Annotated in this window: 38 protein-coding genes and 1 tRNA gene; 22 read left to right on the top strand and 17 right to left on the bottom strand. The window is 55.4% G+C overall.

Translation table 11 applies throughout. From position 1 onward, the window contains the following. Positions 1 to 497: IS5 family transposase (locus tag GCN74_RS03525; RefSeq protein ID WP_152255374.1), on the top strand; the 497-nt coding region annotated here is incomplete at its 5' end. 6 nt (positions 498 to 503) lie between these two features. On the opposite strand, the gene GCN74_RS03520 is transcribed toward GCN74_RS03525, so the two are convergent. The 5 genes from GCN74_RS03520 to GCN74_RS28650 form a co-directional block, all read right to left on the bottom strand. Then, the gene (locus GCN74_RS03520) at positions 504 to 791 is read right to left on the bottom strand and encodes a DUF2280 domain-containing protein (RefSeq protein ID WP_152255373.1); all 288 of its coding nucleotides are present in this window, start codon (positions 789 to 791) and stop codon (positions 504 to 506) included. Positions 792 to 821: 30 nt separating this feature from the next. Beyond that, a complete protein-coding gene (locus GCN74_RS03515; RefSeq protein WP_413541520.1) occupies positions 822 to 1,376 on the bottom strand; it encodes a putative metallopeptidase in 555 nt (184 codons plus the stop codon). 358 nt (positions 1,377 to 1,734) lie between these two features. Then, on the bottom strand, positions 1,735 to 1,983 hold the full coding sequence (locus tag GCN74_RS03510; protein ID WP_152255372.1) for a hypothetical protein: 249 nt from the start codon (positions 1,981 to 1,983) through the stop codon (positions 1,735 to 1,737). A gap of 142 nt (positions 1,984 to 2,125) precedes the next feature. Continuing rightward, positions 2,126 to 2,431, bottom strand: coding sequence for a hypothetical protein (locus GCN74_RS03505; RefSeq protein ID WP_152255371.1), 306 nt, complete (start codon positions 2,429 to 2,431; stop codon positions 2,126 to 2,128). Beyond that, positions 2,428 to 2,574 carry a hypothetical protein gene (locus GCN74_RS28650; RefSeq protein ID WP_193316947.1) on the bottom strand — a complete coding sequence of 49 codons (147 nt, stop codon included), beginning with the start codon at positions 2,572 to 2,574 and terminating at the stop codon, positions 2,428 to 2,430. The genes GCN74_RS03505 and GCN74_RS28650 overlap by 4 nt, the downstream gene beginning before the upstream one ends. Positions 2,575 to 2,766: 192 nt before the next feature. Here GCN74_RS28650 and GCN74_RS03500 point away from each other — a divergent pair, with 192 nt between their 5' ends. After that, positions 2,767 to 3,042: a hypothetical protein gene (locus tag GCN74_RS03500; protein WP_152255370.1), complete on the top strand. Its 276-nt coding sequence runs from the start codon at positions 2,767 to 2,769 to the stop codon at positions 3,040 to 3,042. A gap of 9 nt (positions 3,043 to 3,051) precedes the next feature. Here GCN74_RS03500 and GCN74_RS03495 read toward each other — a convergent pair. Continuing rightward, a tRNA-Gly gene (locus tag GCN74_RS03495) sits at positions 3,052 to 3,124 on the bottom strand. A gap of 168 nt (positions 3,125 to 3,292) precedes the next feature. Here GCN74_RS03495 and GCN74_RS03490 point away from each other — a divergent pair. Next, positions 3,293 to 3,628 (top strand): hypothetical protein, encoded by a 336-nt coding sequence (locus GCN74_RS03490; RefSeq protein WP_152255369.1) that lies wholly within the window; start codon positions 3,293 to 3,295, stop codon positions 3,626 to 3,628. Positions 3,629 to 3,868: 240 nt separating this feature from the next. Here GCN74_RS03490 and GCN74_RS03485 read toward each other — a convergent pair whose 3' ends face one another. Then, positions 3,869 to 4,411: a hypothetical protein gene (locus GCN74_RS03485; protein ID WP_152255368.1), complete on the bottom strand. Its 543-nt coding sequence runs from the start codon at positions 4,409 to 4,411 to the stop codon at positions 3,869 to 3,871. A gap of 452 nt (positions 4,412 to 4,863) precedes the next feature. Between GCN74_RS03485 and GCN74_RS03480 the strand changes: the two genes are divergently transcribed. Next, the gene (locus GCN74_RS03480; RefSeq protein WP_152255367.1) at positions 4,864 to 5,337 is read left to right on the top strand and encodes a hypothetical protein; all 474 of its coding nucleotides are present in this window, start codon (positions 4,864 to 4,866) and stop codon (positions 5,335 to 5,337) included. A gap of 12 nt (positions 5,338 to 5,349) precedes the next feature. Further along, the gene (locus GCN74_RS03475) at positions 5,350 to 5,595 is read left to right on the top strand and encodes a hypothetical protein (RefSeq protein WP_152255366.1); all 246 of its coding nucleotides are present in this window, start codon (positions 5,350 to 5,352) and stop codon (positions 5,593 to 5,595) included. Between the two features lie 127 nt (positions 5,596 to 5,722). On the opposite strand, the gene GCN74_RS03470 is transcribed toward GCN74_RS03475, so the two are convergent. The 3 genes from GCN74_RS03470 to GCN74_RS28645 all read right to left on the bottom strand — a co-directional run bounded on the left by GCN74_RS03470 (position 5,723) and on the right by GCN74_RS28645 (position 6,788). Then, a complete protein-coding gene (locus tag GCN74_RS03470) occupies positions 5,723 to 6,070 on the bottom strand; it encodes a DUF1064 domain-containing protein (RefSeq protein WP_226938848.1) in 348 nt (115 codons plus the stop codon). 303 nt (positions 6,071 to 6,373) lie between these two features. Then, entirely contained in the window at positions 6,374 to 6,631 is a 258-nt protein-coding gene (locus GCN74_RS03465) for a hypothetical protein (RefSeq protein WP_152255365.1), read from the bottom strand. Further along, positions 6,621 to 6,788, bottom strand: a complete 168-nt coding sequence (locus GCN74_RS28645; protein ID WP_193316946.1) for a hypothetical protein — start codon at positions 6,786 to 6,788, stop codon at positions 6,621 to 6,623. The genes GCN74_RS03465 and GCN74_RS28645 overlap by 11 nt, the downstream gene beginning before the upstream one ends. A gap of 62 nt (positions 6,789 to 6,850) precedes the next feature. On the opposite strand from GCN74_RS28645, the gene GCN74_RS03460 reads away from it, so the two are divergent. Continuing rightward, entirely contained in the window at positions 6,851 to 7,534 is a 684-nt protein-coding gene (locus tag GCN74_RS03460) for a hypothetical protein (protein ID WP_152255364.1), read from the top strand. A gap of 147 nt (positions 7,535 to 7,681) precedes the next feature. On the opposite strand, the gene GCN74_RS03455 is transcribed toward GCN74_RS03460, so the two are convergent. Further along, the gene (locus GCN74_RS03455; protein WP_152255363.1) at positions 7,682 to 8,107 is read right to left on the bottom strand and encodes a hypothetical protein; all 426 of its coding nucleotides are present in this window, start codon (positions 8,105 to 8,107) and stop codon (positions 7,682 to 7,684) included. Between the two features lie 14 nt (positions 8,108 to 8,121). Between GCN74_RS03455 and GCN74_RS03450 the strand changes: the two genes are divergently transcribed. Further along, the gene (locus tag GCN74_RS03450; protein WP_152255362.1) at positions 8,122 to 8,793 is read left to right on the top strand and encodes a hypothetical protein; all 672 of its coding nucleotides are present in this window, start codon (positions 8,122 to 8,124) and stop codon (positions 8,791 to 8,793) included. A gap of 2 nt (positions 8,794 to 8,795) precedes the next feature. Here the strand turns inward: GCN74_RS03450 and GCN74_RS29175 are convergent, their stop codons facing one another. From GCN74_RS29175 to GCN74_RS03430, 5 genes are all read right to left on the bottom strand, one after another. Then, positions 8,796 to 9,137, bottom strand: a complete 342-nt coding sequence (locus tag GCN74_RS29175; RefSeq protein WP_413541519.1) for a DNA cytosine methyltransferase — start codon at positions 9,135 to 9,137, stop codon at positions 8,796 to 8,798. Next, positions 9,119 to 9,529 (bottom strand): hypothetical protein, encoded by a 411-nt coding sequence (locus GCN74_RS29705; protein ID WP_413541518.1) that lies wholly within the window; start codon positions 9,527 to 9,529, stop codon positions 9,119 to 9,121. Before GCN74_RS29705 ends, GCN74_RS29175 begins: the two co-directional genes overlap by 19 nt. Before the next feature lie 434 nt (positions 9,530 to 9,963). Continuing rightward, entirely contained in the window at positions 9,964 to 10,221 is a 258-nt protein-coding gene (locus tag GCN74_RS03435) for a hypothetical protein (protein ID WP_152255361.1), read from the bottom strand. Further along, positions 10,218 to 10,352, bottom strand: a complete 135-nt coding sequence (locus tag GCN74_RS29500; RefSeq protein ID WP_264372870.1) for a hypothetical protein — start codon at positions 10,350 to 10,352, stop codon at positions 10,218 to 10,220. The genes GCN74_RS03435 and GCN74_RS29500 overlap by 4 nt, the downstream gene beginning before the upstream one ends. Continuing rightward, positions 10,349 to 10,672, bottom strand: a complete 324-nt coding sequence (locus GCN74_RS03430; RefSeq protein ID WP_152255360.1) for a helix-turn-helix domain-containing protein — start codon at positions 10,670 to 10,672, stop codon at positions 10,349 to 10,351. The genes GCN74_RS29500 and GCN74_RS03430 overlap by 4 nt, the downstream gene beginning before the upstream one ends. Before the next feature lie 83 nt (positions 10,673 to 10,755). Here GCN74_RS03430 and GCN74_RS03425 point away from each other — a divergent pair, with 83 nt between their 5' ends. The 7 genes from GCN74_RS03425 to GCN74_RS28640 all read left to right on the top strand — a co-directional run bounded on the left by GCN74_RS03425 (position 10,756) and on the right by GCN74_RS28640 (position 15,736). Continuing rightward, positions 10,756 to 11,541, top strand: coding sequence for a helix-turn-helix transcriptional regulator (locus GCN74_RS03425; protein WP_152255359.1), 786 nt, complete (start codon positions 10,756 to 10,758; stop codon positions 11,539 to 11,541). Further along, entirely contained in the window at positions 11,538 to 11,840 is a 303-nt protein-coding gene (locus tag GCN74_RS03420) for a hypothetical protein (protein WP_152255358.1), read from the top strand. The genes GCN74_RS03425 and GCN74_RS03420 overlap by 4 nt, the downstream gene beginning before the upstream one ends. Before the next feature lie 4 nt (positions 11,841 to 11,844). Next, on the top strand, positions 11,845 to 12,327 hold the full coding sequence (locus tag GCN74_RS03415; protein WP_152255357.1) for a hypothetical protein: 483 nt from the start codon (positions 11,845 to 11,847) through the stop codon (positions 12,325 to 12,327). A gap of 148 nt (positions 12,328 to 12,475) precedes the next feature. Beyond that, the gene (locus GCN74_RS03410; protein WP_152255356.1) at positions 12,476 to 14,038 is read left to right on the top strand and encodes an ATP-binding protein; all 1,563 of its coding nucleotides are present in this window, start codon (positions 12,476 to 12,478) and stop codon (positions 14,036 to 14,038) included. Between the two features lie 68 nt (positions 14,039 to 14,106). Beyond that, positions 14,107 to 14,385, top strand: a complete 279-nt coding sequence (locus GCN74_RS03405) for a hypothetical protein (RefSeq protein ID WP_152255355.1) — start codon at positions 14,107 to 14,109, stop codon at positions 14,383 to 14,385. Between the two features lie 614 nt (positions 14,386 to 14,999). Then, positions 15,000 to 15,578, top strand: a complete 579-nt coding sequence (locus GCN74_RS29640) for a DNA translocase FtsK (RefSeq protein ID WP_319633445.1) — start codon at positions 15,000 to 15,002, stop codon at positions 15,576 to 15,578. Continuing rightward, positions 15,575 to 15,736, top strand: coding sequence for a hypothetical protein (locus GCN74_RS28640; RefSeq protein ID WP_193316945.1), 162 nt, complete (start codon positions 15,575 to 15,577; stop codon positions 15,734 to 15,736). Before GCN74_RS29640 ends, GCN74_RS28640 begins: the two co-directional genes overlap by 4 nt. 10 nt (positions 15,737 to 15,746) lie before the next feature. On the opposite strand, the gene GCN74_RS03395 is transcribed toward GCN74_RS28640, so the two are convergent. Beyond that, complete coding sequence (locus GCN74_RS03395; protein ID WP_152255354.1) at positions 15,747 to 16,061, bottom strand: hypothetical protein; 315 nt, start codon at positions 16,059 to 16,061, stop codon at positions 15,747 to 15,749. 42 nt (positions 16,062 to 16,103) lie between these two features. On the opposite strand from GCN74_RS03395, the gene GCN74_RS03390 reads away from it, so the two are divergent. From GCN74_RS03390 to GCN74_RS29155, 8 genes are read left to right on the top strand one after another with little or no spacing between them, the layout of a single operon-like run. Further along, the gene (locus GCN74_RS03390; protein WP_152255353.1) at positions 16,104 to 16,739 is read left to right on the top strand and encodes a hypothetical protein; all 636 of its coding nucleotides are present in this window, start codon (positions 16,104 to 16,106) and stop codon (positions 16,737 to 16,739) included. After that, on the top strand, positions 16,736 to 17,167 hold the full coding sequence (locus GCN74_RS03385) for a hypothetical protein (protein WP_152255352.1): 432 nt from the start codon (positions 16,736 to 16,738) through the stop codon (positions 17,165 to 17,167). The genes GCN74_RS03390 and GCN74_RS03385 overlap by 4 nt, the downstream gene beginning before the upstream one ends. Then, complete coding sequence (locus GCN74_RS03380) at positions 17,164 to 17,727, top strand: hypothetical protein (RefSeq protein ID WP_152255351.1); 564 nt, start codon at positions 17,164 to 17,166, stop codon at positions 17,725 to 17,727. The genes GCN74_RS03385 and GCN74_RS03380 overlap by 4 nt, the downstream gene beginning before the upstream one ends. Beyond that, a complete protein-coding gene (locus GCN74_RS03375) occupies positions 17,687 to 18,013 on the top strand; it encodes a hypothetical protein (protein ID WP_152255350.1) in 327 nt (108 codons plus the stop codon). The genes GCN74_RS03380 and GCN74_RS03375 overlap by 41 nt, the downstream gene beginning before the upstream one ends. Continuing rightward, positions 18,010 to 18,252, top strand: a complete 243-nt coding sequence (locus GCN74_RS03370) for a hypothetical protein (protein ID WP_152255349.1) — start codon at positions 18,010 to 18,012, stop codon at positions 18,250 to 18,252. Before GCN74_RS03375 ends, GCN74_RS03370 begins: the two co-directional genes overlap by 4 nt. Then, positions 18,249 to 18,863 carry a hypothetical protein gene (locus GCN74_RS03365; RefSeq protein ID WP_152255348.1) on the top strand — a complete coding sequence of 205 codons (615 nt, stop codon included), beginning with the start codon at positions 18,249 to 18,251 and terminating at the stop codon, positions 18,861 to 18,863. Before GCN74_RS03370 ends, GCN74_RS03365 begins: the two co-directional genes overlap by 4 nt. Then, complete coding sequence (locus GCN74_RS03360) at positions 18,860 to 19,516, top strand: hypothetical protein (RefSeq protein ID WP_152255347.1); 657 nt, start codon at positions 18,860 to 18,862, stop codon at positions 19,514 to 19,516. The genes GCN74_RS03365 and GCN74_RS03360 overlap by 4 nt, the downstream gene beginning before the upstream one ends. Continuing rightward, the gene (locus GCN74_RS29155) at positions 19,513 to 19,848 is read left to right on the top strand and encodes a hypothetical protein (RefSeq protein WP_226938847.1); all 336 of its coding nucleotides are present in this window, start codon (positions 19,513 to 19,515) and stop codon (positions 19,846 to 19,848) included. Before GCN74_RS03360 ends, GCN74_RS29155 begins: the two co-directional genes overlap by 4 nt. Positions 19,849 to 19,852 lie beyond the last annotated feature (4 nt).

The following is a 19,852-nucleotide window of genomic DNA, read 5'->3' as shown; positions in this document are numbered from 1 at the left end:
GGGCCATAACTGACGAGTGGCTGGGGCGTTCACGCGGGGGCATCACCAGCAAAATCCATGTCTGTGTCGATGGGCACGGTTTGCCGCTGTCCGTTCTTGTCACGGCCGGCCAGTGTAGCGACGCGGCGCACGTCGGACAGCTGCTCGATGCGATTGATGTGCCTCGTCCGGGCCGTGGTCGCCCCCGGAAAAGGCCGTCGAGCGTGCGCGTCGACCGCGCTTATGGTGCTCGGCATTATCGGCAACAGATCCAGGCCAGAGGCATTCGATGCATTTGCCCTGAACGTCAAGATGCGCGGCAGAGCCGTCTGCGCAAGGGACGTCGAGGTGGAGCGCCGCCGCGCTTTGACGCACAAGCTTACAAAGGCCGCAATGTCGTCGAGCGCGCAATCAACCGCCTGAAAGATTTCCGCGCCGTCGCAACTCGCTACGATAAACGCGGACACAATTATCTGGCAGTCGTGATTATCGCAACAATGATTCTATGGCTCCTCTGAAATCAGTCAGATAGACCCTAGGCGGCCCAGGCCACGCAGGCGAAACGCCTTGCTGGCAATCGGGATTTCCTCAGCCGTGGCGCGGAACTTGGTCCGGGTCTTTTCGAAGATCGTCCGCCATTTCTGGCTCAGGTTCCTGCCGACGTAGGTATTCGGGTCGTAGCAGGAGACCTGTTGGCGGCTCACATCGAGCCCGAATTCCTCTTTTACCGCTATCGACACCTGCGTCGGCGCGTCGAAACAGGCCAGCGCATTGACGATGAACAGCTTCACCTCGTCCTTGAGTGCGGCCATGTTTTAGTTTCCTGTAAAGTAACGTAAAGGCTACGCAGCCTTTAGAAGACACGTTCCGCACGCCCTCGCTATGTTGATTTTTGCCACTTCTGGCGCCGTCTTTGCCGCGTCGATGATGCGCTGCACGTCCTCGCTGGCGCCGTAGCGCCGGACCACGCCAATAAACTCCTCGACGTCATGCGCGCGCATACACAACTTCGGCAGCCCGTACTTGTTGAACGCCGGCGCACCGAACTCGTCGTGTTTCTGCCCTATACGGAAAAGCTCGTGCTCAAGCAGAGCGCAGAACTCGGCATCGCTGCAGGTCAGGCAATACGATGCGTCCAAGGTAATCAGGAAGTCCGGCACCATGCCGAACCAGTCGGCCATCTGCTGTTGCTGGCGGCCCTTCTGCCACGGCCCACAGCGGAACGTAACCTCTTCGCACTGGCCCAGCACGGTGCGGCCGGCCTTGTTGAAGCCGTGCGGCGCCCACAAGAACTGCACATCGGCATATTCCAGGCTGGCGTGGTCGTCGTTGTAGAGCGCACCGCCTTCGGAGAGGATGGTTGCGCGCGCCCACTTCAGCACCTCGGGTGCGGGCAAGTAGCGGTTGTTCAGCGGGTCGGCGAATCCCGATGGTGGCGCCGGGCGCTCGTTGAATTTTTTTTCAATGATTTTATGCCTTTTGAGGGTGGGAGCATAAACCTTCGCTCTATACCGGAAATGGGAAGCGCACTCCGTCACGCCGTGACGAGCGCAACCTTGTCCTCCGAAAGAAAACGCATGAAAAAGAAGATGCCTAAAAAACACAAGCCGAATCACTACGTTGTTGCCCTCATCGAGAGCGCGCCGGCTTGGGTCGCTGTTCTTATTGAACTCGCAATCAAAGTGTTCGGCTAATGACGGGTAAGCAACCGGGAAGGCGGTTGGCTACGCAGATAGCGTGACGCCGCCTTTCCGGTTAGCTCCAAATCCTCGTCCACATCAACCATAACGGGCGCCATTGTTGCGCCCCCCACAGCCGCACGGCGCCGCCGGCGTTCAGCGCGGCCAGTTCGCCGGCATCCAGCCGCCAGTACGACAGCACGGCAGGCAGGTCGCCAACGTGCGTGCACGTGATGGGCAGCGCGTTGCATGGCAGTTCGGCCTGATCCCAGCCTGCAGGTGCGCCGAGCACGCCGTTGTTCGATGGGTGTTGGATTTTCTGCATACTGGCTTTCGAAATGTCACCGCCCGCCTCCAGCAGGCGCCGCGGTTCATCGCGGCTGGAGTCCTCTGGATCATTGCTACGTCGGTGAGCTGCGCCCGTTTCTTCAAGCCCTGCCACTGGAGCGCGCTGGCAGTCGCAATTGTCAGGTGTATGGGATGCCGCCGCGCCGGGCGTGCTTCATCATGGCCTGGTGTGCGGCCTCGGTGCGCTCGCGCATCCAGGCGTCGAAGCCGATCGCGGCGGCCTGGTGTCCACTCGTACGCGGCACCAGCTCATAGTCGGCCAGCGCCAGGTCAATTCCTTCCACCTCTTCCGGATAGAACTCGCACTTCACCGTGACAATCTCGTCGACTGCGCAGCGCAGCTCGAACGAAATGCAGTGCTTCGGTAGGCCAAGCAGCGCGATCAGTTGCGGGCCAAGCGTGTGGACGGTCATCAGGCTGCTCATGCTGTCACCGCATGCAGCGTCGGCTTGGCCAGCGCCCACAGCCAGGGCCAGGCCAGCAGCGCGAGCGCGACGATGGCGCCACCAACCACGGCGCCCAGCAGGGCGATGCCCACGATCATGCGGCCGATATCGAAGTTGAACATGCGACACCTCAAATAGAAATGCCGTCAGCGCAGCGATGCGGCTAGCGGCGAAACCCGGCGAATGCCGAGTGCAGAAGAATTTGGGACGAAGTTGGCAACGTCGAACACAAAAATATCAAAATATATAGTTTTGTCCCACGAACTTCGGGATAAGATAACTCTTATCAAAAACAACATTTAAAGGCGCAAACCATGAACGAATTAGAGGCGGTGGTAGCACTCATTAAGGCTTTTGGTGATCCTGAGCCAAAACCCGGCTCAGTGGAGCATAAAATTTCTAAGATCATTGATATTCTCAACAGCCCATCAACGAGCACCGTGCTAAGAAAAATCAGCGAAGAGCTCATTGCGCGCTCGAAATCCGCGATCCCAATGAATGAAAGAAACACGTGCCTACTTTTGGCCTCTGTCTTCTCCTTTTGCGCCGAAACCCAAGCAGCGTCGGAACGAGCGCTAACTGGTCGCTGAGGGGGGAACTGGAGCGGCGGCGGGAATCGAACCCATGCGGAACGCTTGGAGTGCTTCCGCTCTGCCATTGAGCTACGCCCGCGAAGTGCCGGCATTACTGCCCTGCGGTTTTGTCCATTACAGCAGAGATAATCCAACACGAACACGGCCACAAAAATGTCCGGTCTCAGCGAAGCCACCACCTCTAAACTCTTGCTTATTTGCTAAAGATACAATATCCTATTAGTTCCACAAAACAACTAGGGTGTCTATGAAGAAATTTTTTGCCGCAATACTTTTTGTCGCGTCAGCAGTTGCCACATCAGCTCAGAGTGCAACTCCTCAACAAGGTGCGACATATGCAGCAGAAGCGTGTCGCGCTGGGTGCGCAGTTTTTAATACCGAGGGCAGCAATTTCTACCTCGGCGCGGCAATCAAATCATTCCGCGTCTGCACAGCCAATGGCTTTTCTGCAGTTATTAGTGTTGACGGAATCGAGCAGAACATCCCTGACACAAAATTCGGAATGCGCGGATGCGTGGATGTAAGCGGACAGACACTCAAATTGCTCCGCGGCGAAGTGGCTGTTGGAATTTTGCCTAACTAAATGAACAAAGCCTGCGACCGTTAGGTGGCAGGCTTTGTTTCTTGTAACCACGACTGCGGTGCGTGGTGAGCGGCAAATTCTAGGCGTGCAGGTGCGGCGCTGGGCCGGGTACTGTCGCGAGTTCCAGCTATCGGTGGCGCGATGCGCACATTACGATTTCCGAAAGAATTTTCTTGAACTGAGGCCTGAAGTATACCGCAGAAATGCTGTTTGTAAACACAGGCTTAAAGAAAACCTGCGCTACATGTCTCCGCAGCGTAACAGGCCGCCTGCCCGGCCAGAATGGCTATCGTAAATGGCGCTGAGTTCGCTCACCATATCCTTGACGCGCTCCAACTCCAGGCCGGCCACGCCGTACACTGGCGCCACGCCGGTTCCTTTGCAGGACGTGCACTGCCCGTTCCCCAGCAACACCTTGACGCCGGTACCGCTACACCCCTTGCACTTGCCGTCGAGCCAGTGCGCCAGCGACTTCTCGGCCACACGCCGATACAGCGCCTGCGCCGACTGCGCATCCCAGGCCGTGTTTTCCGGCACCCAGCGGCGCGCGCAGGCGCGCTTGATAACTTCGACTGTCCAAATACGCAGCAGCTGCGCCAAGTTCTGCTGATTGCCCTCGAATATGCGGTTGAGCGTGCCGTCGGCGTACTTCACGCGGCACAGCAGCGCGCCGATATCGCCAGCCAGCGCCGCAGCCGCCAGCGGATCCGTCTGGTGGTGCTGCGCGTCGTCCATCAGGTTGTTCGATCCTATCGCTGCGATGTAGCGGTCTGTAAAGCCCATACGCTCCTCCTTTTCATCTGTAAATGTTAACACACTGATTAATTCGGCGCCTCCTTCACCTGAAAAATTTTCAAAAGAAAACTAAAATGAAAATGACCCACGCAGGATGGGGCAAGAAACTTCCATACCTCTTACCATAAAACGTATTAATCATTGATTCACATGATGCATATTTTAAAAACGAAATTATATGAAATTTCAAAAACACCCCCCACACACGTCGAAGGCCAATCCTTTCCCCATATACCAATTTCACTTTATGACTCACATAAAATGCGGAAATTTACACTTACCAAATAAAATACATGCCCAGACAGAAAAATATAAATTTTATTCAATAATTAGCACTAGCGGATATTAATTGCAGAATTTAATATTAATTCTCCAAAAACAAAACATGCAATATTTATTTTTGATACAATTCGATAGATTTCATTATGGAAACATATTGTATGATAGCGAATTTTCAACCGTCCTTATGGAGCAAGCCAGTGCTTGAAATAATTTCTGCAATCGGATCGTTACTAGCCGGAAGTGCAACATGCGCCGGACTATGGGTTGCCTATACCGTTCACAAAAATCAAAAACTATTAGCCCAAAGACAACTAATAATCCCTCTTTGGGACTACATGTCAAGTCTCCGGAAATTTGACCCTTTATTGCCAATCACAGGAGATGCGATAAAAATAGTCAATACATTAGAATTGGTTGCCATTTGCTGCGAAGGAGAAATGATTGATGAGAAGGTTATTTTGAGAACTTTTACCGATCAATTTATAAATCATTATGAGAGTATAAAAAGCTGTCCTGCGATTCCCGGATTGAATATAAATGGAGAAAAATTACTACTAGAGAATCTATCAGCAGTACAATTTTACCGAAAACTCGATAATATACGAGTTAATGCAAGACGACTAACTCCATAATAGGATATCATCATGATAAAAAAGCAGGTAATAAATGCCGTCGCTGCCGAATTTTTGAAAGAGAGAACCATCACTTCCGAGCAAGAGGTACTGTTGACCGATGAAGATGGCAATGTGGAAATGGTAACAATTAGGTTTCAGCGAAAACGGTTGCAACATATTTCAGAATCCTTCAGGGTTTTGGCGAAGGCCAATACCATCTCAGCACTCCCTTCAGGGGAACGATGTGGCTGCTGTGGAGGATCCGGATCAGCATAAATTCTCTTGTCGCTGATTTAGAACATTGATATTTTTCGTTCAATGCAAGAAGAGTATCTGTGCTATATCAGCATGGGTAACTCTTCGTCGACGGCAGGATAACTGCTTGCAGGTCTACATTTCATTATTAGAATTCCTCAACTTTCCATCCGCCGCCCGCCTTTTTCGGCAGCGCCTGGACTGCGACGAAACGCAGCGGGTACATATCGGCCGCGATCTTGATCTTCGCGCGCGCGTCGTCTTGCCAGTGCCCTTTCACTTCGTGCGCCTCCAGCGCTCCGTCGGTCAGCTGCACGGCAAAATCTGGTGTGTAAAAAGTGTTGTCGGCAAGTCGGAATTTCAGGCCCTCGAACTTGTACCAGGCCACCTCGCCAGCGGCCTTGCGCAGCTCCAGGGTCTTGGCGTAGGCCGCCTCGGTCTGATTCATGGCGCCGACCTTGAGGCGACCTAGCGCCTGCAAGCCACGCGCCATCATAGCGCTTTCTCCAGGCGATGTGTGGCCGCCTTGACGATTGCGGCGCGCGCCGCGGCATCCTTGTCCGGATAGAGCCGGTACCACTCCAGAAAGCCGGCGGCATCAACCGGATCTCGAACTTCGCGAGTAGCGGCCCGGCCGCCGCCCAGTCGCCCATCCGGTCCGGCACCATGGCTTGACCTCGGCTTTGGGCAGCGCCCGCCGGCGGCGTACCGACCAGGGCACCGCCCACTTCGATCAAGTTGGACCAGCCCAGTAGCTGGGCCAGGTGTTTGTTTGCAGCGATTTCGTTTTCTTGATTTTTCATTTAAAGCCTTCTAAGCCGTTTTTTCTAGTAGGTACGTCGTTCATAGCGGCCATGGTCCTTGCGCAGTGCGGCGGTGCCTCTGGCAAATCCTGAGCGGCATTCGCGCTTGCCGGGCCAGCTGCATTTCTGCCGCCGGCCAGGTAAAGCTGGACACGCTCGGCAGTCGACCGCTTGAATTCCTCGTCCGCCAGGCGTTGCTGCTCGACGCCCTCCAAGCGCGCCGCCTCCTTCGCCGCAGCACCGTCAGCAATCATTTTTTATCGCGGCAAGTTGCGCGCGCGCGGCATCGTCCGGTGTCTGGTCCTGCTTGCCCTGCAGCAGGCCCGCTACGGCCGGCGCCAGCATGGGCGCGGTTCGCTTGAATGGCGTGCGCACCAAGGGCTTGCCAGGCTTCATGGGTGAACGTTTCATTTCCCACTGCCAATAATTTGCGTGTTACGATTCCGCCAACTTTGATTGGAGAAATAATTTTTATGCGCGTATTTCTGAGTGTTTCTATTGCCTTTATTGCAATTACGTTGGTTGGCTGTGCTCTTGCTCTCTGGATCCCTTGGTGCACAGTCGGACAGAATGGATGCAAAATGGGCGCTTCCGAATGGGCCTATTGGGTCGGGGCTATTGGTTCCATCGGGGCTATTTTTGGCGCATATATTATCGGTGAACGCCAGGCTCGCCATGCGCGGAATGTAGCATTGGATCTTCATCAAACCACACTGAACGACAGAAGGGATGCCATTCTCGGAATCTGCAATGTATGCATGGGTAGAATAAAGCTTGTGGAACGCGTTTTTGTGAATCTTCAGTATGAACGCAAAGCCTTTGAATTCGATATGATAGTGACGGCGCAAATTCTTCTCAAAGAAATTCGACCAGTTGAGCTCGGTAACTACAGGGCAGTAAACCGGTTTTTGAAGTTGGAGAAGGATATGAACAAGCTTATCGAACTTATCAGGGAATTTGATGTAGCTTTGTCTGAATGGAGAGTGAAAACGGAAAATCCTTCAGTGCAATCGAGTAAACTGCAATTGATGCTCGCAAACTCGGATCCTGCTGTAGCTCAAAAAAATATAGAAAAACAAGTCAATCATCTTAAGCGCGTCTTTAAAGTGATAGGTATGAGCGCCAAACGAAATAGTGAATTCATAATATTAAATTAAAATTAAAACAATCTCATTGAAAAATTATCTTTTTGATATTTTTATTAAATAAACCGAAAATCAGCGAAATAATGATGCCAAAATCGGTTTGATCGTTTATTAAAAACATACCTGCTCTAGAGAATGGAAAAGTGATTAAATTCATAATTAATCCTCCATCGCGCACATGATACTAGCGGCGTCGAGGCCAGCGGCCTTACAACCCAGGCGGTTCGCATGGGAATAGATCATTTCGTTGGCGGCACGGCCAGTCGTGGCTAGGCCGGCGGCCACCAAGCGCCGCATGGCCTCGTGCTGCTGGCCGCTGCCGGCAGCAAAGTAGTTGTGCCAGCCCCACTTGCTTTTCGGGTATTGAGAAACTGCGCCAAGCATGTGATGCAGCTTGGCGAAGTCGCCAGGCATGATCGCGTCACGGACAGCAGTCAGCGCGCAGGCGGCGCATTTGCCGTGCTGGGTAAGTTGCTTGGCGGTGCTGACCTTGCCGCAGATGCAGCGCTGGCGGATCAGCGAGAACACCGGCGCCTTTTGATTCGCCAAATGCTGGCGGGTAGTCTTTGAGAGATCCGGGATCATGCTAGAATTTCCTTATGACAATAACAATCAATCATTTCAAAACGAGGATTGTCAGGTACCCGTTGTTTGCGTTGGGACTCGCTTGCACCCTTATCACCACTGGCCTGCACGCGGGTCTCAATACGGCAGAATGGGCTTACTGGATCGCCGCAGTTGGCACCGTAGGGACCTTGCTGGGAACGACGTGGCTGGCCACTTCGGAGACTCGACGGCGCGAGCGTCAAGAGGCGGCGCGGGGGTTTATAGTCGCCGCTGCATTGGCGCCTCGGTTGAAGATGCTCGCCTTTCAGATCGGTTGCTTCCAGGCAACCCTGACTTTTACAGACTGGGATGACATGCTTCATGGGAGGCCGCATGAAATTGCTGCAAACTTTGTAAGCATTGGGTATGAACCTGCAAGCACTAAAGAACTGCTCGCCCTCGAAAGCATGTCCGATAACTGCGCCACTAAACTTGCATACGCCCAATCGCAATTTTCGATGGTAAAGAGCGACATTGAGGCCTACGTGCAAGGAATGGGAAATCCGGACCGCCCGCTTCCGCCTGCTATCGGGCGAATCTGGCTTGAGTGGGTAGCTGACCTGGGCGATCGAATTAATGAGATAACGCGGCAGATGAACGATGCTGCGCAGCCCCACGCTGTCGCGCCGTCTCAACTCGATCTTTACGGTGAAAACGATGAATAGCATTACGCCACCCTCGTAATCTCGCGCTCATGCGCGAAGTTAGCGAGGATCAGCGCCTTGGCCATGGGCGGGCAAACCGAATTGCCGCACATGCGCACTTGGGCGCTCTTCGTCAACTTCAGGCCCTGCGCCGGATCGTCACCAATGATGTAATCGTCAGGGAACCCTTGCGCCCGGAACAGCTCGCGCGGCTGCAGCATGCGCAAACCAATATCCACGATCTGATAGTCCTGACCGTGGATCGTCACTAGACCGAAGCGGTCGCGGCTCGTGACGGTGGCCAGCGGCCCGTCAATCTCCGGCGCCTGGTCCGTGCCGTAGTAGCTCAGCAGGAACGCGCGCACCTCGGCGGCGTGGTACTAGGTGCGCAAAAATAGCTGTCGTTGCGCGCCAGCAGCGTGCCGAACGGCCGCGCAGTCGGGCGCGGCTCGCCGGCGCGCGCCGGACTGCCGGCACCAACAATGAACGGATCTGCCGCGTCGACCACGTAGCGCATGATTCCCTTGGCGATGCGGCGCAGCGTGGCAGGCGCCAGCGGCTTGTCGCGTTCGAAGATCGACGGGCATGGCAGGGTGGCCGCGTGCATGGCCAGCGCCTCGGGATCGTGGTTGATGGCGATATCGACCGGGCGGCCGAACGCCTGCTCCAGGCCGGTGCTGGTACCGCCGCCGGCGAAGTTATCGATGATGAGCTCGCTGCCGAGGTCAAGAGAAAGGGTGAAGGCATCGCGCCTCATGAATGCGCCCCTGCAGGCTGTGGCGCAAAATGAGCACATGGTGGGCTGGTAGTGATCATTGCTACTGGCGCGCCGAATAACGCGACAACCAAGCAATCCCGGCCGTGCTGGCCACGTGGCCAGTTGTTGGTGCGGGTACGGTACAGATCGAATTCGGCCTGGTCGTCCAGGTCGGGCACACCATACAGGGCACGCGAGTGAGTCGCGGCGGCCTCGATGAGGATCAACTTGCCGGTGGCAACCAAAGCGGCCAGGCGCTTGCGAACCGTTTCACGATGTAGTGCCAAATCGTCAGCGATATCGATGATGGTGGCGGCGCTGCAGCGCTTGACCGTGGCCAGGATATCGGCGGCGCGGTCAGCGCTGGCGGAATTGCTGGAGGAGGCTATCCGCGCTGGAAAGCAACACGGAACGTGTCGTCGACCTATCTCTGCTCACGCAGTACCCGGAGGGGTATCTCGAAGAACTCCGCGCCTTCTCATCTCATCTTCAAGAATGGATTTCGAGAGGGGACCGCCAGTAGGTGCTGGTGAGCCGCCGCAGCCGTTTTTTGCGGATACCTGCGGGCTGGCCCGGTAAATGCGAGCCGAACCGAGTGGCATTCCCTCAACCTTGACCAGGACGCCAAACAGCTTGGCGACCAGATGGACTGGCAGGACACGCCAATTCGCGTGGATCTCGGTTTTGTTCATGCTGACTCCTTCAGTTGTTTCAGGGATTCATCGAACGGAACGCCAGGCAGCAGCTGGTGCGGTTCGAGCAGCGGGATGCGCACGATGCCGGCCGCCGGGCGCGATGGGGAAATTGGGATCAGGCGGATCATGGCTTCGCGCCCATGTCGACTCCGACGGCGGCGCGCGCAGGCACGGTGTCGAAGATGGCATTGGTTGTCGGCGGCTGGCGACCGGAGTGGCCCGGCAGCTGATCACGACGTGAGGCGGAAATCGGCTCACCGTAAATGTCGGTGTAAGTCACGGTTTCGCCCAGCGCCGCAGCGTATGCAATCAACAGTTTGGCCACCGTCGGCGGCATTTCTTGGCCTTGCTCATAGTGAGAAACGTTGCTTTGAGTAACGCCAAGGGCCTTTGCTAATGCGACTTGGGTCACGCGCAGTCGTCCACGAATCGTTTGGATTGGGTTCATGAAATAAATATTAGTCCGAGTGATAAATTATATCAACAGTCGGACTGTTTGAAATTTATTAGCTTTCCTTATAATCTGGCACGATGCCAGCCCTCCCACTATCAGAAGAACAACTTGCCGATGCGGCGAGACTTAAAGACCTTTTCAAGGAGTGGCAACACTCGCAGAAAGAAAAGAAACTCCCTAGCTCGCAGGAAGCAGCAGCTGGCGCGCTGGGCTTCGGTCAGAGTGCGCTCGCGCAGTATCTAAATGGTCGAATTCCGTTAAACGTCGCAGCCGGCATAAAATTCGCGCAGCTATTGGGTGTCGCACTTACTGAGTTCAGCCCATCACTGGCGAGCGAAGCCGAAATGGTTGCGCATGCCGTGGCGCCAAGTTCAGACGAAGAGGTAACCACACATTTCCCTGGGCTGCGCCGGGTGACTGGTGACCACAACCAGGCGCCCGTGATGGTGGCCATCAGGATGGTCCCTGAGCACGTACGGGCGGGCATTACCGGCTTTGAGATTGATCATCTTTTCGAGGACGGAGGCCATTTGCATGTGCCACGCCAGTGGCTCGAAGAAAACGATTTGTCACCTGACCAGCTGCGCGCCGTCAAGATCAAAGGTGACAGCATGGTGCCGATAATGTATCCAGGGGATGTGGCGGTTGTGAATATTAAGGATAAGAGCCGCGTCAATGGTGGCGTATTTGCCTTAAATTACAAGGGCGAGTCGGTTGTTAAGCGCTTGAAATATGACCGTCGGGAATGGTACTTGGCTTCCGAGAATCCCGACTTCCGACAAGAGCCCTGCCGTACCGGTGAGTACGATGTGATTGGCCGCGTCGTGCGATTCGAGCCGCGCAACTTCAAGGATCGGCTATGAGTGATATTTCTGCGCCAGATCGCGCAAAAAGGCAAGGTCTGCGAGAAGGGTTATTCTGGCTGCTGACAATTACAGTAGCGACGATGGTCAGTTTTGGCTATTGGGCTATGCACCGCCAACCGGCCAGCGCCCAATCGAGCGAACAAAAAGAAGCCTCTGAAAAAGAGTTCAAGGCTTGGTATGCGGTGAAGTATTGCCGGGAGCAGACCGAAAATTTACCTGTCGGATCTCGTGAGGCGCAGATTGCCCAAGGCGCCTGTCAGCTTCTGCAAAATGAGTACGAACAAATTCGTAGGTAATCACATGATTCCCAGATTATTTTTGCTCTTCTCAGCCGTGCTGGCCGCGCCCGCTGCTCATGCCGAGACCTGGCAATGCACCGACGCAGCAACTGGCCGCGCCTACACCGTCAGCCAGGCCGTGCCGGCAGACGCCTGTAAGCTGCTCAGCAGTACGAAAAATCCGCACTTCACAGGCCCAGCTGTCAGTGAGCAGCCAGTTCCTGTATCTATGCGTAGGCCGCATCCCTGCAGCAAGATGGCAGCTCAGGAGGTTCAATTCGGCATCCGTGAATTTGCCAAGTGGCAAATCGAAGGCGATCACCTTGCTGTGCATTGGGTCTACGCGATCGAGAAGCAGCCTGAGGCGAAGCGCCTGCAGATGATCACGACCTATGCTGATATGGATGCGTGTCTAGGTGGTGCTACGCGCGGGATCATGTTCTATCGCAAGGGTAAGTTGATGGGGATGGCTTCTCCGACTTCAGGCGTGAGATTGATTCAATAGGTGCGCTCCCACCAACATTCGTTTGCACAAACGGCCGCTCAATCAGGGGTGTCGAGCTTGACCTCGACACCCCTGAATTATTATTAAAAAAACTATAAAAAAATTGGTAAAATGTGTCAGCCACAGGTTTGACTATAGGATTTTCAAAATGCAACAAACTTCTTTTAATTTTGACGAGGATGAGCCTACTGAGGATCGCAACTTATGGATTCCTCGCGATATATGGGTTCACATGACCCAGCGCATCCTTGAATATTTCAAGGAAGATCGAAGGTTTGAACGCAAGAATCATAAGGCTCCCAATCTCGATGATCTCGCAATCTATTACAGTACATTTTCAAATACACCTGATGGTGGCTTATTGGTCTATGGAATTGCGGACAATGGGGAAATAAAAGGTTGCCATTTCAGTGCTGAGCAGATTAATAAGGTTGAACGGTGCCACATTAGTCATTGCCCGATGGCAAAACCAGAGTTTAAAAAGATTCCGGTCATAGTCGACGGCAAGCAAGAATTTTGTTTGGCTATATACATTCCTTATGTAGGCCGTCTCGTTGAAACTAATAAAGGTTCCGCTTGGATAAGATACGGCGATAGTAAGCACGAAATGAGCGAGGAGGAAAAGCGCGATTTCCGTGCCACTCGCCAAGAGCTATCATTTGAGCTGACAGTTGCAGATCTTTATCAGTACCCGAGAGATTTTAACCTACGAATTATCCAGGATTTTTGCGATGTATTCCGTGAGCGCGAGCAACGCCCCGATTGGAAAAATGATGAAATATTAATCGATCGTCATTTGATTAAAAATATTAACGGCATTCTTAAGCCACTAAATAGCTTGGTATTACTTGCTGCAAATGACCCAGCCTTGACGATTCCCGGATGTCGAATTCGTGTATTGAGATTTAACAGCACATCTGAAGGATCTGGCGAAAACTATAATCCTCTGAGAGATCGCGTAATTGAAGGAAATCTTGTAAAGTTGATTAGAGAGGCGCAGGAGGTAATATCTTCGCAGATCTATGACGTAACTTGGCTTAATAAGGATGGAAAGTTTGTAACAACCCCGGAATATCCGCAGTGGGCATGGTTTGAAGCCGTTGTGAACGCTTGTGTGCACCGTTCATATAGTTTCAGCGGAACAGAAATAACTGTTAAATTATTCATTGATCGAATGGAGATAGAGAGCCCTGGTGGATTCGTTCCACCGGTGAACGAGAAAACCATTTATGTTACGCGCTCTTCAAGAAATCATCACTTGATGGACGCTTTGAGATATCTGGGCTACGTTCGCATGGCGCGTGAAGGCACCCGCCGAATTAGGGATAGCATGATGGAGTACCAACTTCCAGCTCCACTTTTCAGGCAAGAAACTTTCCACGGAGTCGTAGTTAAAGTTACATTGCGAAATGATCAAGAAACACATCGAAGAGCATCTGACAGAGATGTCGCACATCATTTCGGGGTAGATTTATGGCGAATGCTGGAAGAGCATGAAATTAAGATAGCAGCTTACGCTTTTAGAAACTCCACAATTCAGGTCTCTGAAGCACAGAGAGTAACCGGACGAACATGGGCAACTAGCAAAAAAGATTTAGAAAAACTTGTGGTCAAGGGCGTATTAGTTTTTGAACCTGGAACTTATACTAGGGATCCAAAAGCACATTACCGGCTTACCAATCCCGGCAACGAGGTGACTAGTGACATCTAGAGTTAATGTAAAAATTATTTAATTTAAAATTATATTATTATTTTTTTGAAATATAAGCTTTACCTTAAATGCAACTATGTGCCACCATCATCAAGATTAAACAGATCCAATTGGTCGTGGTCCAGGTCGAGCCAGAGCACACTTGGCCGTCCACAGGCCCGGCCGCATTGGTGCATGCGCAACTGTTCTTCCCGACCCTCCCCATCCTGCTCCTAGCACCGCGCGTCGGCGGCTTCTCCCGTAGCTACGCCACGTTCGAAATCGCGCCACTGATCAGCCAGATCAACGCAAACAAAATCAAATGGCAGGCCTACCGGCGCCCACCGCCGCCCGAACTACCCTTCTAAGCTTCCATACCAGCCTCGACGATTCGAGGCTTTTTTTCGCCCGTCGATAAATATTCCATATCTTATTAGTCCGACTGTTTATATTATGATATCAGTCAGACTAATATTCGTCATCAAACAAGCAAACACAGAAGTACGACATGTCCCCAGCAGAGCTCGCAGCACTCGAAGCGGTCCTCGTCGCCCACGGCGAAGTGATCCCAGCAATCACAATTCCAGCGCGCGGCTAATCGCCATGAAGATCATCCCGAACATCAGCGCCGCGAAAACTACTAATGACGGCCATTGCGCCGGCCTGGTTGCAAGCATCGACTGCCCTCGCCACCTGGAGATCTGCAACTCGTTCGGCGCCACCATGCCGCCTGGTCAGTTGAAGTATTTGGAATGCAGCGCTGCCGAAGCGATGCGCGCCGAGGCGTACCGCAACTACACCGGCCCCCTGGTGGATGGTGGCGCCATGAGCGCCCGAGACTCCCTGCCCGGCCTGTTCACCGCCCCACCAGCGCGCGCAACGCTGCGCAAGTACAACGTGTCGATCAAGTTTGAGGATGGGAATTTTGTGGCGACAGCCTGGGCAGGAAGCCCGAATCTAGCCCATGAGCTGGCGCGAGTAGATGCGCGTATGGCGTCTTGCAGCGGCACGTTTTATGGCCGCGAGCTGGGCTGGACTGCAGAGCTGGCAAGGTTTCGTACTGGACGAGAGCCTGACCATCAAGTCCGTCAAGCCGCTGGAGATCATCAAGGAAAGCGCCACGCGCAACGACGACGAGCGCTTCGACAGCGATTTTGCGCTGATGACGGGCGAGCTGGCCAAGATGCTAGCCGATCTGGTCGAGGCACTGGGTGGCGAAGCCGAGGTAGATGCGCGGCCGCCGGGCCCGGCCGTTGACGCCGCGCCGGCCAAAGGCCACGAACCAGTGCGCGAACAACGCGTGGTGCTCGAATTAAACGGCCAGGCGCCCGACACCGTGCCGCCAAGCGACGGCAGCGCGAGCGACCCGATGTATGGCCAGGCCGTCGAGTTGGTGCGCAGCCGGCAGCGCGCATCGATATCGCTGGTGCAGCGGTATTTGGGTATTGGCTACAACCGAGCAGGCAACCTCCTGGAAACCATGGAGGCGATGGGCGTGGTGAGCGGCATGGCATCAAACGGCAATCGAACGGTGCTGGCTGCGCCGGGAGCAGCAACATGAGCGCCCCCCTCTTTTTCTTGCTGGTGATGGACAACCAAACTTTCGAAAGTGACGGCGCACCCGAAACTGTCATCTGCGCCACCTGGCGCAACACTCCACGTCTACGTCCGGTGGAAGCGGAGGCGGACTTTAGCGTAGTAGCTGAAGCGCCAACATGAATCCAGGATATTAAGTGATATCGCCTTGCCAAGGTGCGACGCTCTTAGCAATGACTTTGTCGTCCTTAATACTGACCTCAAGACCGGGTTTTAAAAACAGAGCGATTGCCACTCGGACCGCGTATTCCATGTGCCAAGTGCCGGAACGACCTGCCTTTGGTCCGATTTTTATTATGCGAATTTGAACCGCTACTGTCTCATATTTTATGTACTGGATTTCCGTCTGCACCTCATCACCGTCGCGGCTTGCAAGAACTCGGCACCCGCCATAACTAGGCGCATCGAAATGGAAAGTATGTACGTCATCACTGGCGGAATCAAGCATCTTAGCCTTAAAAAATTTAGAGAAAAGGAGACAAATCCTATCATGACAGAAAAGCCAATCCTCTTCAGCGCGCCGATGGTGCGCGCCCTACTCGACGGCAGCAAGACGCAGACGCGGCGAATCATGAAGCCGCAGCCGGTGGCAATCCCAAGTGAGCCGGGCAAGCACTGGTGGCCGTCGAATGCGGCGCAGTCAATGATACGCATCGAAGATAGCTTCCAGAAATATCCCAGTATTTTCGATGATGCGTGCCCACACGGCGGGCCTGGTTCCCAGCTGTGGGGGCGCGAGACTTGGTACTGCGACCACTTCGAGGTGCAGAAAGGCCCATACCTAGAAGTGCCGAAGGCACGCGAACTGCTGGTATACCGAGCAGACAATGAGCGCCCATACGAAGCCGAACAGCCTGCATGGCGGCCTTCCATCCACATGCCGCGATGGGCCAGCAGGATCCTGTTGGAGATCGTATCCGTGCGCGTCGAGCGGCTGGAGGACTGCAGCGACGCCGACGCTCGTGCCGAAGGCACACCTGGTGGACACGGCATAATCCCGAGTTACAACTACAACGCAACGCCGAGCGAGCACTTCATGCATCTGTGGGAATCCATCAACGGCGTCGGCAGTTGGGCAGCCAACCCATGGGTTTGGGTGATCGAGTTCAAGCGGGTGACGTCATGAACCCGCGCATCTACAAGAAGCAGGCGAAGCGCGCGGTCCAGTTGCTGCGCAGCCACGGCGACACCACGAAATACACACCGTCGAACGAGTCGGGTGTTATCGACGAACCATTTTCATGGAAGCGCGCCAAATGGCTGCGTCAGCACCGTCCTGCCGAATATGGAATGTGGCAGCGCATCACCGGCATCCCTGAACATCACTACATGAGTTTTGATGAATGGGAAGGTCAAGAGGCGCGCGGCGCCTGGGTAAGGCATTACGACCATGCCCGCTTGCCTGATGATTACTGGGAAGGCCCGGAATGGGAATGCGGCGGGAAGCCGTGGCCGCCCATCTCCACCAGCCAACGCATGGGCATGTGGCGCTACAGCCAAATCGCGCCGGGCTGGCGGTGGCGCGGTGGCCGTGCTGTGCAGGTGACGCCATGAAGCGCCTGAGGGCCTACCAGGTCAGCGACGGCGAGGACATAACCGTGATTCGCTACGCCACCAGCAGCGCAGCGGCCCGCCGCGAAGGTGGCAATGAAATCGGCTGCGAGTGGGATGGCGTCGATTCGTGCGAGCGCAAACAGGAATACGACCAAAATGCGCCTGGCCCTGTGCCGGCCCGGGCGCTGATCGAGGCCGGGTGGCAGTTCGAATACCGACGTATGGCGGCGGTATGCGGGCTTATGTCGACTTCAGTTTTCCAGGCGGCCGCTGGCCAGGGCGGTTTGTGTTCGGCGAAGAAGGCTTCCGCGTACATGGCGATGACCTACCTGCCTTCCAAGCCCTGTATGCGCCACCAGCCAGCGAACCTGCAATCACGGGGGCAGTGTGAACGACAACGACGAAGTGCCGAACAGCGAGCGCAGCCCCGGTACCGCGCGCCTGGCGGCGGCTCTGATCCTGATTTACGTGGCGGCTACCCTCGCGGGCGTCCTGGCCGCGACAACCTGAAAGGTAAATATGAAAACACTAATCGAAGCCGTGCATGTCGAGCGCCGTGAGGATGGCAGCTACTTCCACCCTGCCCTGGTCAACTCGCCGGACGACGACAGTGCCGTAGCTTTCAGCACCTGGTTGGCGGAATGCGGCGTCGAAGTCACCCGCGTCTGGATGGAGGTCGATGCCGCACCGCTTTGCGGGCGCTACATGGACGACGATACCGACGCACTGAAGGAGTGGCAGCCCACCACGCCAGCCGGCCAAGACTGGTTCCTGCTGGCCATCTTCGACACCGAGGACGATGGTCCCGTGGCGTACTTCGTCCGCCCAGCGCCGGCGGCAACGTGAGTAGCCGCAGCCCGGCGCAGCAGCCGGAAACCCCGGCCGAGGCCGCCTGTAAGCTGGACCGCGCCGTGCTGCGCACGATCCACACCTGCCAGCCCGTGCTATTCGACGGCAAGCAGCACCACCTGCGCGCTATGGGCGCCCAGGTCCTGGGCGGCGGCGTGTCTTCCGTGATTTACCTGATGGGCGACGCGACACCGCGCCAGCCCAGCGAGATAACCTTTTTGGAGCATGCAGAATGAACAACAACGCTAGTATTGCCGCGCTGGAGCAAGGTGCTCCCCTTTCGGTCGCCGTAACGCCGCAGCACCTGGCCGTGCCGGATGGCTGGAAGCTGGTACCGGTTGAACCGACGCCTGAGATCATCGCTGGCGCCGCAATCGCATCCTGGCCAACAGCAACGCTTGCCGATATTGACCTGGCACGCCAGGCGGCGCCGCTCGTCTTGATGCAGATGGACACGGCGCCGGGCACGACCGTCGATGCGTTGGCTGGCATGCTGGCTACGATGGCGCCGGCATATCGCGCCATGCTGGCGGCCGCGCCAGCTCCTCCAGCAGAAGTGCTGGTAGCCGCGCAGGGCAATATCAAGGAAGAAAAAACCGAGCTTGTACGCGCAGGCCTGGCACTGATGGTGAATTTGAAGACCGTCAAGGATGAACTGGAAACGTTGAAGGGTGATACTAAAGACGCGGAACGGTATCGTTGGCTGCGCCAGTTCCCTACAAACTTCGCCACTGATGTGTGGGGCGTATATGGCGCGGGTTTGCCTCTTGATAAAACTTTCATCAACCAAGGTGAGCGGCTTGACTCTGCCATCGACGCCGCTATCGCTGCCAAGGCGGCATCATGAGCGCCTACGATAAAGCCTCGATCCAGATCAACCGGTGCAAGCGCATTCTGGCACTGGTCGATACCTACGTGGAAAAGCAAACCACCGCCACCCGCACCAATCTGCGCAAGGCACTTATGGATGAATTTGAAGCGCCAGCCATCGCCCCGCCAAGAGCTGCTGGAAGCGTGGACACCTGCGCCGAAATGCGCGCACTGTGCAGCGCCTGCGGTGGAACTGGCGACGTTCATAGCATAGACGGCGAATGGCGCGGGCAATGCACTTGCGTCCACGCATGGCAGCAGCGTGCCGAGAAAGCCGAAGCCCACGTGAAGGAGCTGGAAGCAAGTCGCCAGGCACTTCAAGCCGGAGGCGAACACCCGGCGCCGTGCGCGCGCAGCTGTGAAGCGCCGGCGTTCCAAAGCTTGGTGCGAGAGCGCGATACGCGCATTGCGCAGCTGGCGGCCCAGCTCGTGCGCCGTCGCACACCACTCTCGCCCGAAACGCAGCAGGCCATCGCTGCTGCGCGCGCCGCTGGCCAGACCATCGCGGCGACGCCGGCCGGCCTGGTCTTCATGAACGACGGCGCCGAACTGGGCCGCGGCGAGCTGGACTGCCCTGCATGCGGTGGCAGCGGGCATGCCGGTGATGTGGCGGCCGGGAGTGCACCATGAACATGAACGAGCACGACATGGTGGCCAAGCTGGTCGAGACCATCGAGCGCAATGCGCGCGCGGCAGCCGCCAAGGCAGAGGCGGAGCGCCAGCCTCTGGCCTGGGTAAAGCTGGAGCGCTACGTCGAAATATCAGGCGATTCCGTCGATTCCGTGCAGGCCCGCCGCAAGGCTGGCAAATGGCTCGATGGCAATCAATGCAAAATTGTGGATGGCCGGCTGTGGATCAACCTGCCGGCAGTAGAAGAATGGGTAGCAAAATGGGAACAAGCAAGTCCAGCCCGCCAGGCGTCGAACTCCGGTCGGGCGTCCAAAGCGAATCGATCCGCATAAAATT

This window comes from Janthinobacterium sp. FT14W (assembly GCF_009208755.1).
GTDB classification, from domain to species: Bacteria; Pseudomonadota; Gammaproteobacteria; order Burkholderiales; family Burkholderiaceae_D; genus Janthinobacterium; species Janthinobacterium violaceinigrum.
Note: the sequence above shows the minus strand (reverse complement) of the source record. Positions and strands in the feature narration are given on the sequence as shown.

Coding starts and splice junctions, on each gene's coding strand:
- GCN74_RS03520 (WP_152255373.1), bottom strand. CDS start 791: ATGGCCGCACTCAAGGACGAGGTGAAGCTGTTCATCGTCAATGCGCTG.
- GCN74_RS03510 (WP_152255372.1), bottom strand. CDS start 1,983: ATGCAGAAAATCCAACACCCATCGAACAACGGCGTGCTCGGCGCACCT.
- GCN74_RS03505 (WP_152255371.1), bottom strand. CDS start 2,431: ATGAGCAGCCTGATGACCGTCCACACGCTTGGCCCGCAACTGATCGCG.
- GCN74_RS28650 (WP_193316947.1), bottom strand. CDS start 2,574: ATGTTCAACTTCGATATCGGCCGCATGATCGTGGGCATCGCCCTGCTG.
- GCN74_RS03500 (WP_152255370.1), top strand. CDS start 2,767: ATGAACGAATTAGAGGCGGTGGTAGCACTCATTAAGGCTTTTGGTGAT.
- GCN74_RS03490 (WP_152255369.1), top strand. CDS start 3,293: ATGAAGAAATTTTTTGCCGCAATACTTTTTGTCGCGTCAGCAGTTGCC.
- GCN74_RS03485 (WP_152255368.1), bottom strand. CDS start 4,411: ATGGGCTTTACAGACCGCTACATCGCAGCGATAGGATCGAACAACCTG.
- GCN74_RS03480 (WP_152255367.1), top strand. CDS start 4,864: ATGATAGCGAATTTTCAACCGTCCTTATGGAGCAAGCCAGTGCTTGAA.
- GCN74_RS03475 (WP_152255366.1), top strand. CDS start 5,350: ATGATAAAAAAGCAGGTAATAAATGCCGTCGCTGCCGAATTTTTGAAA.
- GCN74_RS03470 (WP_226938848.1), bottom strand. CDS start 6,070: ATGATGGCGCGTGGCTTGCAGGCGCTAGGTCGCCTCAAGGTCGGCGCC.
- GCN74_RS03465 (WP_152255365.1), bottom strand. CDS start 6,631: ATGATTGCTGACGGTGCTGCGGCGAAGGAGGCGGCGCGCTTGGAGGGC.
- GCN74_RS28645 (WP_193316946.1), bottom strand. CDS start 6,788: ATGAAACGTTCACCCATGAAGCCTGGCAAGCCCTTGGTGCGCACGCCA.
- GCN74_RS03460 (WP_152255364.1), top strand. CDS start 6,851: ATGCGCGTATTTCTGAGTGTTTCTATTGCCTTTATTGCAATTACGTTG.
- GCN74_RS03455 (WP_152255363.1), bottom strand. CDS start 8,107: ATGATCCCGGATCTCTCAAAGACTACCCGCCAGCATTTGGCGAATCAA.
- GCN74_RS03450 (WP_152255362.1), top strand. CDS start 8,122: ATGACAATAACAATCAATCATTTCAAAACGAGGATTGTCAGGTACCCG.
- GCN74_RS29705 (WP_413541518.1), bottom strand. CDS start 9,529: ATGAGGCGCGATGCCTTCACCCTTTCTCTTGACCTCGGCAGCGAGCTC.
- GCN74_RS03435 (WP_152255361.1), bottom strand. CDS start 10,221: ATGAACAAAACCGAGATCCACGCGAATTGGCGTGTCCTGCCAGTCCAT.
- GCN74_RS29500 (WP_264372870.1), bottom strand. CDS start 10,352: ATGATCCGCCTGATCCCAATTTCCCCATCGCGCCCGGCGGCCGGCATC.
- GCN74_RS03430 (WP_152255360.1), bottom strand. CDS start 10,672: ATGAACCCAATCCAAACGATTCGTGGACGACTGCGCGTGACCCAAGTC.
- GCN74_RS03425 (WP_152255359.1), top strand. CDS start 10,756: ATGCCAGCCCTCCCACTATCAGAAGAACAACTTGCCGATGCGGCGAGA.
- GCN74_RS03420 (WP_152255358.1), top strand. CDS start 11,538: ATGAGTGATATTTCTGCGCCAGATCGCGCAAAAAGGCAAGGTCTGCGA.
- GCN74_RS03415 (WP_152255357.1), top strand. CDS start 11,845: ATGATTCCCAGATTATTTTTGCTCTTCTCAGCCGTGCTGGCCGCGCCC.
- GCN74_RS03410 (WP_152255356.1), top strand. CDS start 12,476: ATGCAACAAACTTCTTTTAATTTTGACGAGGATGAGCCTACTGAGGAT.
- GCN74_RS03405 (WP_152255355.1), top strand. CDS start 14,107: ATGCAACTATGTGCCACCATCATCAAGATTAAACAGATCCAATTGGTC.
- GCN74_RS29640 (WP_319633445.1), top strand. CDS start 15,000: ATGCGCGTATGGCGTCTTGCAGCGGCACGTTTTATGGCCGCGAGCTGG.
- GCN74_RS28640 (WP_193316945.1), top strand. CDS start 15,575: ATGAGCGCCCCCCTCTTTTTCTTGCTGGTGATGGACAACCAAACTTTC.
- GCN74_RS03395 (WP_152255354.1), bottom strand. CDS start 16,061: ATGCTTGATTCCGCCAGTGATGACGTACATACTTTCCATTTCGATGCG.
- GCN74_RS03390 (WP_152255353.1), top strand. CDS start 16,104: ATGACAGAAAAGCCAATCCTCTTCAGCGCGCCGATGGTGCGCGCCCTA.
- GCN74_RS03385 (WP_152255352.1), top strand. CDS start 16,736: ATGAACCCGCGCATCTACAAGAAGCAGGCGAAGCGCGCGGTCCAGTTG.
- GCN74_RS03380 (WP_152255351.1), top strand. CDS start 17,164: ATGAAGCGCCTGAGGGCCTACCAGGTCAGCGACGGCGAGGACATAACC.
- GCN74_RS03375 (WP_152255350.1), top strand. CDS start 17,687: ATGAAAACACTAATCGAAGCCGTGCATGTCGAGCGCCGTGAGGATGGC.
- GCN74_RS03365 (WP_152255348.1), top strand. CDS start 18,249: ATGAACAACAACGCTAGTATTGCCGCGCTGGAGCAAGGTGCTCCCCTT.
- GCN74_RS03360 (WP_152255347.1), top strand. CDS start 18,860: ATGAGCGCCTACGATAAAGCCTCGATCCAGATCAACCGGTGCAAGCGC.
- GCN74_RS29155 (WP_226938847.1), top strand. CDS start 19,513: ATGAACATGAACGAGCACGACATGGTGGCCAAGCTGGTCGAGACCATC.